Consider the following 10,458-nt stretch of genomic DNA (forward strand, 5'->3'; position numbering starts at 1 on the left):
GATGGTTCCACCGGAACCTCCACACGAACAAGGAAGGCAACATGAAAGCAATGATACTTGCAGCAGGCAAGGGCACGCGGGTTCGCCCACTGACCTACGACCTGCCAAAACCGATGATTCCCATTCTGGGCAAGCCAGTCATGGCGTACCTGATCGAGCATCTGGCCAAATACGGCGTGCGCGACATCATGGTCAATGTCAGCTATCTGCACGAAAAAATCGAAGAATACTTTGGCGAAGGCGAGCAGTTCGGCGTCAACATCGGCTATTCGTTCGAGGGCTACACCAATGATCTGGGCGAGGTCGTGCCGCAACCGCTGGGGTCCGCGGGCGGCATGAAAAAAATCCAGCAATTCGGCGGCTTCTTTGACGAGACCACCATGGTCCTGTGCGGTGATGCGCTCATCGATCTCGACATCAAGTCGGCCTTGTTCGAGCACAAGCGCAAGGGCGCCATGGCGAGTGTCTGCACCAAGGAAGTCCCCTGGGACAAAGTGTCGGATTACGGCGTCGTGGTAAGCGACGATGAAGGCAGGGTGCTGTCGTTTCAGGAGAAGCCATCCCGCGAGCAGGCCAAGTCGAACTTTGCCAGCACCGGCATCTACATCTTCGAACCGGAAGTGCTGGAGCTGATCCCGGCCGACACGATGTTCGATATCGGTTCCGACCTGTTCCCGTTGCTGGTCGAGCGCGGCATGCCATTCTTTGCCCAGAAGCGCCCCTACAACTGGATCGATATCGGCACCGTGAGCGATTACTGGAGCGTGCTGCAAAACGTGTTGCTGGGCGAGGTGGCCCATCTCGATTTGCCGGGACTGCAGGTTGCCGACGGCGTCTGGGTCGGACTCAACACGCGTATCGAATGGGAAGGCACCATCATTGAAGGCCCGGTGTATATCGGTTCCGGCTGCCACATCGAGGCGGGTTGCCATATCGTCGGACCCACCTGGATTGGTCACGGCAGCCATATTTGCACCGGCGCCGAAGTGATTCGCAGCGTGCTGTTCGAATACACCCGGATCTCCCAGGACGCGTTGATCGACGAGAAGATCGTGTTCAAGGATTACAGCGTCGATCGCAGCGGGACCATGGCCCACGTCTCCGAATTCGATCGCAGCGAATGGGGCAATGCGCGCGATCGCCGACACCGGCCCCGTGTCGCGGGTGCAGAAAAGGCCAAGGTCGCCGCCTGACTGGATGCCGGCCCGGGACGGCCAAGACCGCAACGTTCAAAAAACCACCTGCCTGTCGGGTGGTTTTTTTTTGCAATGGCGCCGTCATCCGGATAAAAATACCTGCCCGTCGCGCGCCTCGATTCAGTACCATTGCGCCACCTGATCGCTGTGCCATTGCGCTGGCGACGACTCCACCTGACCAAGCCCACTCCATGACCCTGTCTGATTTGTACCGTGAAGCGTTCACCACCCAACGCCATTTCGACTCCCTGTCGCAAGTCGCCATCTCGTCCATTGCCGCTGTCGCGGGCGGCGCGCCGCTGCTGTACAAGGCGATGTCCGCGTTCCCGGTGGCCGGCGCGGTGTTCTTCGTCGCCATCGCCTTGCTATGGCTGGCATTCCGGATCTACGAGCGTTTCGACACCCATGCCGCGCTGGCGCTGAACGTCGCGCAGGCAATCGAGGCGATGCCCGCCGGCGATCCGGGCGCCAAGCCGGTCATCGACGGAAACATCGTGCATGGCATGGCGCATGTGTTTCTCAAGCGCGGCGAATTCCCGTCGCTGATGACCACCCCGGGCGGTTATATCCATCGCAAGATCCGGCTGTTCGTGATTGGCGCGACCTTACTGTTCGGCGTGCTGGGAGCGGGCACGCTGTATTTTGGGCTGGTGCTGAACTGGGATGTGCAGGTGGTTGAGGAGGAGGGGCTGGATGGGTAGTGGTGAGCGCGTACACCGATGCGCTGCCTGCGCCTCGTGGCTCCGATTTCATCGCGTGCCTGGCCCATACCAAACCACGCGAAAGTGCCGGGTGGTTTTGTACGGGTCGGCGACGCCGGCTGAACTGGCCCGACAAGCCCAGGAGAATGCATTAAAAGAGGCGCCCGCGATGTCGGAAATTTTTACTGCAGGCCGGTACTAATTCCGGGATACGGTCAGCGGCTCGGTACGCTCTCTACCGTTTCTTGTAGGTCACCGGGTCGATACGTGCGCCGCCTGCCTTGATGTTCACGCCGGTGAGCCCGAGGCCGTTGATCGCCTGGAACTTGCCGCGCGCGTACTGGCTCTCGCAGGCACTGAAATCATCGGCTTTCGGGGAACACAGCACGTTTGTGATGAATATCCCGAGCGCCGGATTTGTTTCAGCCAGCACCAGATATGTCTCAGCCTCCGCAGCTACTGGTGTCCCACTTCCAGTCGCCACTCATGGCGTCGAACGTACGCGGGGCCTGCCAGCGTTCTGTTTTCCCGTCCGGGAATGTTCGAAGGCAACTACCATTCGTGCACTGGTTCTGGCAGCTGGTGTAATTGCGCTGCGTCGAGCGCACGCTGACTTTGGCTTCCCGCGCCTGGGCTTTCTCAGCAGCGTTCTCGGATGCTTTCTGCTGCGCCAGGTATGCCTTGTGTTTTGCGGCTATAACATTGAAGTCTGGCAAAGGCACACCGTCTTCTCTGGTGCGGGCGAAGTCTTTGAAAATGCCTGCTTGCGTCCACGGCCTGTTGAGCAGACCTTGCACGGCAGCTCTTCCAGCAATCGTTTTGCATTGATCGGAATCATTGCCTGCCTGGAGGGTGCGCGTAGTAGTCCAAAAGCCAGGCCAGCGAGCTCCCCTTCCTTCTGGGGCTCGTTGGAAGTGAGCCCCAACATAACTACGACAGCAAAATGTGAAAAGCCGTGCAGCGAAGGCTAACTTTTTTCATGCAGGAGTTTTGCCAGTTCGACCGCAGCTGCATTCAACGCCAATTCAGCCGGTCCCAATGCCGAGAACCTGGATTTGAATTCCGTGATCGGGACGAAGTAGGCATGCGCGATGCTCGCGAGTGGTTGTCGTGTTTCTGCATCCAGCACTTCAATTTCCACGGCAGCACCGCCGCGATAAAGGGGTACGGTTAAGAACACCGATGTCAATACGTTGAGTGCAGGGTTGACCGTCTCGACCCGGGTGATGACTGCGCGGATAACCACCGGGTGTCCGCCAACATTTTTTGGCAGTGCTTCGGTTTCCCGTGAAATGGCGGTTTTCAGCATGGAAGCCAGTTGCAATCTTTCCGTCTCGGGAACTACCGCATCGATTGGCATGGCCCATTCAACCGAAATCGAGCGCACCTGATGCGGGTCTACGGGAGTGGACGAGCGAAAAAAGGCCGTACCGCCATCTTTCGAGGTCGTCATTTCGCTGCGATTTTTCAGGAAACCGGTGTCAGTGGCTTGCATCGTCGAGCAGGCCCCCAGGCTACTCACAGCCAGGAGAAATAGCAGTCGGAAGGTGCGGGTGATGACGGACTCGGAATTGATTAGACGTTTCATATTGGACAGTGGCGAAAGTGGTGGGACAAAAAAGAGTGGACGAAAAGTTCTAGTCGGTAGTGCTGGTGTGGACATCGACGAAGACCTGGTCGTCGCGAACGCCACACTTGAACAGATAGGTTTTCCCCGCCCGTAACGGCAGGGTCGTACTGGGTCGGTAGCTGGTAAAGCCGCTAAAGCAATAGACCTGCACTTGGTACTCTCCGGCGAGTACATGAATCTCGCTCGGGTAGTCTGTAAACCCAGGTATGCCGAACTGCTTCTCGTCGCGCGGGCCGGTGGCATCAAGCTTCGCGTAGCCCCGGATGGTGGAATGGAAGTCATCGGAAAACGGTGTCCCGACGAAGCCTTTGATGACTGCAACGTCAGACGCGGCCTGAACGTTCCCGGCATATTGTTTGACCGGCGTCATGAATCCACAAGCGCCAAGCATGTTCGCCGCCAACGTGGCGATGAGAATATTTTTCACACGGTTCCCCTATATAAATTTGAATGTCGTGGCGACCACCTTTGGATAGCCATCTCTGCGAAAAGCAGATTGATCAGCCATGCCAGGCCCATCAGCAAGTCCCGATGCAACAGGCTGGGTTCACCCATGAGAAGCATCCAGAGCAACAGCAGCAGGGCTTGCATTCCAGCACCGTGGCCCAGTGCGAAGGCCCGAATCATCAAGGTCCGGTGCCTCTCAGTGTCTGTTCCCTTGCTCGCGGCCACCGCCAAAAAAATCGAAAGCAGCAGTGCAACGCTGACGACAACACGCCCTGCGTAAAGCAAGCCACCCTGCAAGTCGGGCGGAATTGGGGACAGGATCGTCATCCACAAACCGGTCAGGGCAGCAAAGATTCCACTTGCGACCACTACGCGGCCGGAGACCCTGTGCCAATGGGGGCTGCGTTGGTGTAGCCCGGAAGAAAGCCGCAAAACGCTTAAAATGGGAAATAGGATCGCGCCAAGGATGTGCACCACCACCGGAACCGGTGTCGCAACGAATCGGGCGTTTGCGGTGCTGATCTCCGGATTGCCGGGAAGACCCGCTAGTCGGGCAATTCCAGCAGCGAAGGGGATTACGCTGATCGCCAGCAATATCAGCGGCACGTTCCAATCGGTTCGGGATGCGTTTGTCATCTGGCGAGTTTACGAACGGAGCCCGCTTTTGTAACCGTACTAAGGTATGGTTCGGCATCCACTTTTGATGCATCCTTCACCTTTTCAGGGTCAAACCTGCGTAGTTTCGTGCCCGGATAGGCTCCTCATGTCAACAGCACTACTGGCCACCAAGTTCTTCGCGCCGCCCCGGCCAGCCAATGACATTTCTCGTGCCTTCCTGGCCAAACGCATGGACGAGGGCCTCTCGCGCAAGCTGACGCTGGTGTGCGCAGCTGCGGGGTTCGGAAAATCTACCTTGGTTAGCCAATGGGCTCAGGACTGCCCGTATCCAAGCGCCTGGCTATCGCTGGACGAAGAGGACCGCGATCCCAACCGTTTTCTCGAATGCCTGGTTGCCTCACTCGAGGCGATTTCTCAAACCGTTGGCGCCGGCCTGGCGGCTTTGTTGCGGGGCGCGCCGCCAGCCTCGGCAGAGACTGTTCTGACGTTGCTGGTGAATCAGCTATCGACGATTCCGGGCAAGCTGGTGCTGGTGCTGGATGACTATCATCTGGCGGCCAGCCCGGGCGTGAACGAAACCCTTACGTTTTTGATCGACCACATGCCCGCGCAGTTACACCTGGTCATCGCCAGCCGGGAGGAGCCCGGAATTCCGATGGGGAGGTTGCGCGTTAACGGACAAGTGACCGAGATCCGCCAGCAGGATCTCCGCTTCGGGCTGGAAGGAGCGGATGAGTTCTTCAATCACGCAGGGAATATCAAACTGTCCAGGTCTCAGATCGAGGCCCTGGAGACGCGCACAGAGGGTTGGATTTCGGGTTTGAAACTGGCGGCGATTTCGCTTCGGATGCACAAGGACCCCGATACTTTCATCGCGTCCTTCACCGGCAGCCATCATTTCGTGCAGGACTACTTGATCGAGGAAGTCTTGCATCAGCAGCCCGACGAGGTGCAGTCCTTTCTGCTTCGGACTTCGGTGCTGGATCGACTATGTGGTCCCCTGTGCGATGCCGTCTTGCAAAGCCACGGCGGGGAACGCATGCTGAATCAGTTGGGGCACGCCAACCTCTTCATCGTGCCTCTGGACTCCGAGCGACGGTGGTATCGGTACCACCATTTGTTTTCCGACCTGTTGCGTCAACGCCTTGGTCAACGGGAATCCGCTGCACCACTTCACCGCCGTGCCAGCCAATGGTATGAGAGCCAGGGGATGGAGGTGGAAGCCTTTCATCAATCTACGTTGGCCAACGATATTGCGGGCGCAATGCGCTTGATCGAAGGCAATGGGATGCCGCTGTACTTTCGCGGTGTGACCGCGCCTGTCGTGCACTGGCTTTCATCGCTGACGCCTGCGGTCCTGAACACCTACCCATTCCTCTGGGTGGCGTTTTCCTGGTCATTGCTGTTTGCGGGCCATCCCGGCCTGCTTGAAGAGAAATTGCTGGCTGCCGAAGCCGCCATGGCATGTGCCCCTGAGCACGCATCGACGACGGACACCGATGGGCAGATTGCGGTACTTCGGGCCTGGTTGGCGGTGTACCGGAACGAGGCGGAAGAAATTTATGCCCAAGCCAACCGTGCCCTCGATCTCCTGAGCCCCGAGAGTCGGCCCGCCCGCACGGCCGCACATTGCGCCTTGGGTGTCGCCCAAATGTTCCGTGGGGAGCGGGTCCAGGCTAGCGCTGCATTTTCTGAAGTGGCAGGTGCGGGTTTATCTTCCGGAAATGTGATGTTTGCCGCGGTCGCATCAACCGCTTTGGCCGGGATTCAAGCGACTGATTACCAGCTTCATGCCGCTGCCGCCACTTACCGAGAGGTCATCAAGATAATTGGCGACCCAACCCATGTGTTGGGTTTCGAGGCTCATCTCGGGCTGGCCAGGATTCTGTATGACTGGAACGTGCTTGATGAGGCCGAGTCTCTTGCGCTGCATTGCAGTGAGCTTGTTCTACTTGCCAAAAGCAAATCCGAAATAGGGGCGGATCTGCTGCGGGCTCGCTTGCTCAGCGCCAGGCATGAAGACGAAGAGGCCGAAGTGCTGCTTCGCCGGGCCAATGAGTTGACAACATCCGGACAACTGACCGATCGCATGCGCGAAGCGGCCGAGCTTCGGGTGCTGCATCTGCTTCGCCATGGCGACGTGGTCAGTGCAGCCGCGTTGGCGCACGCGCATCAGCTTCCAGCAGGCCTTGCCAGATCACTATTGGCACAAGGCAAGGGGCTCGAGGCGTTGCGGGTCATCGAAAGCCATCGGCACAGTCTGGACGCCGATTCCCGCACGCATGATGCCCTCAAGGCCATGGTGGTCCAGGTCATCGTTCACCACACCATCGGACAAGTCGACAAGGCACTGCAACTATTGGGCGAGTGCGTGACGAAAGCGCAATCGCAACGGTCTGTTCGATTATTTTTGGATGAGGGTGCGCCGATGCAGACAATGCTTGGCCAGCTGCCGCATGACAGGGACATGGCGCCATTTGTTTCACAACTGCTGGACGCGTTTGGCACGCAGCTGACGCGAGAAAAGCGTGTCGCTGTGCCTGACGCAGCGACGTCATTCCACTTGCCTCTTGCCGCCTTCAGCGATCGGGAATTGGAAATTCTGCGCCTGATTCAGGAAGGCCATTCGAACCAGAACATCGGTGAACGGCTGTTCCTGTCACTCAGCACCGTCAAGTGGCACAACCAGAACATCTTTTCCAAGCTGGATGTGCAACGGCGCACCGAAGCGGTCGCACGCGCCGTGCAATTGAAATTGCTTTAAATCCGGGCCGTATCGCCGCTGGAGCAAAGAACCATACTTTGGTAGGGTTGCCGGAACTGGTGTCTGTCCTAAACTTCGTCACTGACAACTTCCTCACTATCTGGAATAGCACATGACCAAACTTCTTTGTCGCATCCTGGGCTTGCTGGTGACCTTGCTCGTCGCAGCACAGGCGCACGCCTACGAGGCCGGCTGGATGCAGATACAGGTCGCTGGTACGGCGCCGGATGCGCCCATGACGACGGTCGCTCTGTACTACCCGACGATGGCTGCGCCACGAACCATCACCATGGGTCCGTTCATGCTCGACGTCGCCATCGGCGGCAAACCCGTCGATAAGGTCAAGGCGCTGATCCTGCTCAGTCACGGCATCGGCGGCAGCGAGCTCGGGCACAGCGTGCTGGCGCAGGCGCTGGCCCGGAATGGCTATCTGGTCGCAGCACTCCGTCATCCCGGCGACAACTGGCAGGATCGGTCTCTGATAGAGAAGAGCCCCGAGCGCTATTTTGACGAGCGGCCGCGACAAGCTTCTCGCGTCATCGACGCCATCCTGGCCGATCCGGCGTGGAAGGACCGGATTGCGACCGAACGCCAAGGACCTCGTGTGGGTGCGCTTGGGCACTCGGCCGGTGGCTACACGGTGCTGGCCTTGGTCGGGGCCAGGCCCGATTTGTCGCGGGTAAAGCAGCACTGCCTGGCTGACGTTGCCGAAGACCCGATCTTCTGCAGCATGGGTCGATCGGGCGACGCGACGCTGCCGCCAGCAGCAGCTGCGCTGTCGCTGAAGGACGAGCGCATCCGGGCAATCGTCGCGATGGCCCCGACGGGCGTGCCACTGACCGCCGCATCGCTCGCCACGGTTCGGGCGGCGACCATGATCTATGAGGCCGAGCTGGATCGTTTTCTGGTGCCGCGATTTCATGCCGAGTGGGTCGCCAGCAATCTGCCCGCACCGAATCTGCATCGGGTGCCTAACGCATGGCACTTCGCCTTCATGGACACGCCCAACCGGTTCGTCCCCAGCCCGGATGGCGACATCGCCGCGAACCCGCCGGGTTTCGATCGCGATGTGTTCCTGAAACAGCTCGCTGTTGAAATTACGGCGTTCTTCGACAGTCGACAAAAGTGGGCCCTCGCGCTACCGACAGTTGAACTGCTGTCGAACTTTTTCGAGGTCACCTGGTTTGAGCGTTTGCTGCGTTTGTCTGTCCATATAATTTTCCTCCTCGCGAACCAGAACAAACTGTCCATCGGGCTGCTCGCGCCATGCCAAGAACCCGCAATGGAGATCGACCTCGGCAAACATGCTGGTGAAGTCCACTGCGGCATATAACCCCGGCTCGACTTGGGGTGGGTTGTAATACCATGTAATCTTGGAAACGGTGCGCCGTTTGACAGCCCCGGCCTTGGCGTTGAATGCCTCCGCTCTGCCCGTCCATGTCTCGAAAGATATGCTCTGCTTCAGGCTACCAGCCATCAGGTCATACGCGCCGGTGTAGTGGCCCTGGTCCTTCGCCTCAAAGTACAGTCTAGTTTGCTGCTCGACGCGACGAACCTGCTCTGGCGTTGCCATTCGCGGCGCTGGAACGCTCTGAGCACCGTTCGACGGCTTCGCCGATGGGACAACACCGCATTCAATGTCCTGCCGCAGTACAAGCACTGTCGGCTTGTCTTCGCCTCCGTCGACAGATTCTTTCATGTCGAACGAGTACTTGCCGAAAGATGCGCGCCGGGGAGCGCAAAGTTCGGAAACCTTCACCGTCAACTCGTCTTGCCCAGCGGACACAGTATTGCTGCGATAGCTCTTCAGGATTAACTGATACGTGTTGTCACCGTTGCGACGGATATCGATCTCTGAGGGCCGCGCTGCGCGGTTTCCAACTACCTGTGCGAGTCCGGCTTGCGGAACCGCAGTGGCCATCAATACCAAGACGGTTTTTACAATGTGCATATTTAGCGATCCTAGAGCCTTAGGTTGCGGCATGGCAGTGAAACGGTGGCGATTGAGCAGCGCGAAAGACGTTGTGTGACGGTCTTGTTGACCAATATAGGCGTGTACTCTGCCCTCCCGCACCAAAAGCAATTGCCAAATATGGCGCGCCACCGGAGAGCGGTTTCGCCTGCGCCGTTTCAATGAACGTTGCCGGCGTGGTCGGTTTTGCTGGTGAGCCGTCGGAGGTCGTCGTAGGCGAAGCTGTGGGTTTTAAGTTCGGCGTCTTTGACGGTAAGGCGGTTGCCTGCGAGGTCGTAGGTGAATGCGGTCTCGCCGTTGCTGGCGTCGGTGATTTTGGTGACGCTGTTCATGGCGTCGTATTTGATAGAACCCGCCGGAGTCGGAATAACTGTAGCATCAGTTGGTCGTGAGGTTCGTAATTTAGAACCTCTACCGAATAAACACCCCGAGATAGTTTTAGAAAAAGTTTATTCTGGCCCACATCAGAAAACAACTCTGATGAGTCAAAGATCACTAATTCTGATTCAGTAATTTCAAATTCAAAATCTAACTCCTTAAAAGGAAACTCAATTTCAGCATCAAGAGCTGCCCAAATTTTCTTATCAGATTCCGCTCCAACCAATTTTACAAGGACGGCCTCTGTGTCAGTATTCAAATAAACCGCCAAGTCCCTTGGTAAATCATCAATACTAAGTATTGACCCCGAATCGCTTTGAATCACACCGGCGTATCCATTTATTGCGCAGGCGCGTTGATAATCGTTGGCATATCCATTGTCATTGTCCGAAGATATTCCCTTCGTTGCCTGCCACCGCGAGGCGGCGTGGTTGTTTGCCAATATGTACGGTCCGCCGTTTGAGTTAATCCAATGTGTTCTCATGTCAAATATCAAATGTAGTGTCGCAAAGGAATTTACTCACTTATTTTGAATAAACCGATTGCATCATGTTTGTATTGGCCTTGTTCGGGTATAGCAGGAATCCCCCACTCGCCGCTCCCCCGGAGCCACCTTGAGATGGCGTGTAACTGAACGTTTGTGCGCGGGGGACAATGCACCTCGTTATACACAAGTGCGCCCCACCCACGCCACACGAGAATTCCCGCATACGTTCAATAAATTAGCGCATCCCTTGTAAACTGGGCAGAAA

11 protein-coding genes are annotated in these 10,458 nt (G+C 57.5%); 3 read left to right on the top strand and 8 right to left on the bottom strand.

Annotated elements, in window-relative coordinates; all coding sequences use genetic code 11:
- Window positions 1–41: 41 nt before the first annotated feature.
- Together RCH09_RS17305 and RCH09_RS17310 are read left to right on the top strand one after the other, a co-directional pair.
- Complete coding sequence (locus tag RCH09_RS17305; protein ID WP_326942391.1) at window positions 42–1,193, top strand: NDP-sugar synthase; 1,152 nt, start codon at window positions 42–44, stop codon at window positions 1,191–1,193.
- Window positions 1,194–1,387: 194 nt separating this feature from the next.
- Window positions 1,388–1,897 carry a hypothetical protein gene (locus RCH09_RS17310; protein WP_326942392.1) on the top strand — a complete coding sequence of 170 codons (510 nt, stop codon included), beginning with the start codon at window positions 1,388–1,390 and terminating at the stop codon, window positions 1,895–1,897.
- Window positions 1,898–2,132: 235 nt separating this feature from the next.
- Here RCH09_RS17310 and RCH09_RS17315 read toward each other — a convergent pair whose 3' ends face one another.
- The 5 genes from RCH09_RS17315 to RCH09_RS17335 all read right to left on the bottom strand — a co-directional run bounded on the left by RCH09_RS17315 (window position 2,133) and on the right by RCH09_RS17335 (window position 4,610).
- Window positions 2,133–2,330 (bottom strand): hypothetical protein, encoded by a 198-nt coding sequence (locus RCH09_RS17315; RefSeq protein ID WP_326942393.1) that lies wholly within the window; start codon window positions 2,328–2,330, stop codon window positions 2,133–2,135.
- Between the two features lie 10 nt (window positions 2,331–2,340).
- A complete protein-coding gene (locus tag RCH09_RS17320; protein ID WP_326942394.1) occupies window positions 2,341–2,694 on the bottom strand; it encodes a hypothetical protein in 354 nt (117 codons plus the stop codon).
- A 170-nt stretch (window positions 2,695–2,864) separates the two neighbouring features.
- Complete coding sequence (locus tag RCH09_RS17325) at window positions 2,865–3,485, bottom strand: DUF3313 family protein (protein ID WP_326942395.1); 621 nt, start codon at window positions 3,483–3,485, stop codon at window positions 2,865–2,867.
- Between the two features lie 49 nt (window positions 3,486–3,534).
- A complete protein-coding gene (locus tag RCH09_RS17330; RefSeq protein WP_326942396.1) occupies window positions 3,535–3,954 on the bottom strand; it encodes a hypothetical protein in 420 nt (139 codons plus the stop codon).
- Window positions 3,951–4,610, bottom strand: coding sequence for a DUF2306 domain-containing protein (locus RCH09_RS17335; RefSeq protein WP_326942397.1), 660 nt, complete (start codon window positions 4,608–4,610; stop codon window positions 3,951–3,953). Before RCH09_RS17335 ends, RCH09_RS17330 begins: the two co-directional genes overlap by 4 nt.
- Window positions 4,611–4,737: 127 nt before the next feature.
- On the opposite strand from RCH09_RS17335, the gene RCH09_RS17340 reads away from it, so the two are divergent.
- Window positions 4,738–7,356, top strand: a complete 2,619-nt coding sequence (locus RCH09_RS17340; RefSeq protein WP_326942398.1) for a LuxR C-terminal-related transcriptional regulator — start codon at window positions 4,738–4,740, stop codon at window positions 7,354–7,356.
- 1,138 nt (window positions 7,357–8,494) lie between these two features.
- Here the strand turns inward: RCH09_RS17340 and RCH09_RS19740 are convergent.
- From RCH09_RS19740 to RCH09_RS17355, 3 genes are all read right to left on the bottom strand, one after another.
- Window positions 8,495–9,340: a DUF4019 domain-containing protein gene (locus tag RCH09_RS19740; protein WP_442785053.1), complete on the bottom strand. Its 846-nt coding sequence runs from the start codon at window positions 9,338–9,340 to the stop codon at window positions 8,495–8,497.
- A gap of 146 nt (window positions 9,341–9,486) precedes the next feature.
- Window positions 9,487–9,660, bottom strand: coding sequence for a hypothetical protein (locus tag RCH09_RS17350; protein WP_326942400.1), 174 nt, complete (start codon window positions 9,658–9,660; stop codon window positions 9,487–9,489).
- Entirely contained in the window at window positions 9,657–10,190 is a 534-nt protein-coding gene (locus RCH09_RS17355) for an Imm21 family immunity protein (protein WP_326942401.1), read from the bottom strand. Before RCH09_RS17355 ends, RCH09_RS17350 begins: the two co-directional genes overlap by 4 nt.
- Window positions 10,191–10,458 lie beyond the last annotated feature (268 nt).

The organism is Actimicrobium sp. GrIS 1.19 (assembly GCF_035984655.1).
GTDB lineage: Bacteria > Pseudomonadota > Gammaproteobacteria > Burkholderiales > Burkholderiaceae_D > Actimicrobium.

Bases quoted from the DNA above. Each gene is read 5' to 3' on its own strand.
- RCH09_RS17305 (WP_326942391.1), top strand. From the start codon at position 42: ATGAAAGCAATGATACTTGCAGCAGGCAAGGGCACGCGGGTTCGCCCA.
- RCH09_RS17310 (WP_326942392.1), top strand. From the start codon at position 1,388: ATGACCCTGTCTGATTTGTACCGTGAAGCGTTCACCACCCAACGCCAT.
- RCH09_RS17325 (WP_326942395.1), bottom strand. From the start codon at position 3,485: ATGAAACGTCTAATCAATTCCGAGTCCGTCATCACCCGCACCTTCCGA.
- RCH09_RS17335 (WP_326942397.1), bottom strand. From the start codon at position 4,610: ATGACAAACGCATCCCGAACCGATTGGAACGTGCCGCTGATATTGCTG.
- RCH09_RS17340 (WP_326942398.1), top strand. From the start codon at position 4,738: ATGTCAACAGCACTACTGGCCACCAAGTTCTTCGCGCCGCCCCGGCCA.
- RCH09_RS19740 (WP_442785053.1), bottom strand. From the start codon at position 9,340: ATGCCGCAACCTAAGGCTCTAGGATCGCTAAATATGCACATTGTAAAA.
- RCH09_RS17350 (WP_326942400.1), bottom strand. From the start codon at position 9,660: ATGAACAGCGTCACCAAAATCACCGACGCCAGCAACGGCGAGACCGCA.
- RCH09_RS17355 (WP_326942401.1), bottom strand. From the start codon at position 10,190: ATGAGAACACATTGGATTAACTCAAACGGCGGACCGTACATATTGGCA.